The sequence below is a fragment of the Tardiphaga robiniae genome (assembly GCF_001618955.1).
Taxonomy (GTDB): Bacteria; Pseudomonadota; Alphaproteobacteria; order Rhizobiales; family Xanthobacteraceae; genus Tardiphaga; species Tardiphaga robiniae_A.
In genome coordinates this window covers 1-531 of the sequence record NZ_LVYV01000040.1, presented here as the reverse complement: position 1 = coordinate 531, position 531 = coordinate 1, and the positions used below count along the sequence as shown (strand labels likewise).

At 63.7% G+C, this 531-nt stretch carries 1 protein-coding gene and 1 pseudogene; both read right to left on the bottom strand.

What is annotated here, in order from left to right; translation table 11 throughout:
* A pseudogene (locus A4A58_RS31760) lies at positions 1-172 on the bottom strand (lytic murein transglycosylase); the annotation flags it as partial.
* Between the two features lie 37 nt (positions 173-209).
* Positions 210-531 (bottom strand): toprim domain-containing protein (locus A4A58_RS22420; protein WP_081422001.1); only part of this gene is annotated, 322 nt, incomplete at its 5' end.

The following is a 531-nucleotide window of genomic DNA, read 5'->3' as shown; positions in this document are numbered from 1 at the left end:
TGAAGGCTGCTTCGAAGGCCGCGTTCGATATGCCGGCCTTCTTCGCCTCCGGCCAGAAATCGTTTCGAAGCCACTGCCGGAACTGCGTTTCGACGTCGGCCTTTGAAGCGGCGAAGGAGAAGGTGGCGAAAGACAGGCAGGCCAGGAGCAGAACGGAAAGGAATCTCAGCATCTCTTTTCCTTGAAACTGAAGCTGCGGAGGCGAATGCTCAAATCACCGTTCTCGCCCTAAGCGCGGCGGCCAGCGTTCCCTCGTCGAGATAGTCGAGCTCGCCGCCGACGGGCACGCCATGGGCGAGGCGCGTGAGTCTCACCGCCATGCCTTCGAGTTGATCGGTGATGTAGTGCGCCGTCGTCTGGCCCTCGACGGTCGCGTTGACGGCGATGATCAGCTCGCGCACGCCACCCTTGGCGACGCGGTCGATGAGGCCCCTTATGTTCAGATCCTCAGGCCCGATGCCGTCGAGCGGCGACAGCGTGCCGCCGAGCACGTGATAGGCGGCATTCATGGCGCCGGCGCGCTCCAGCGCC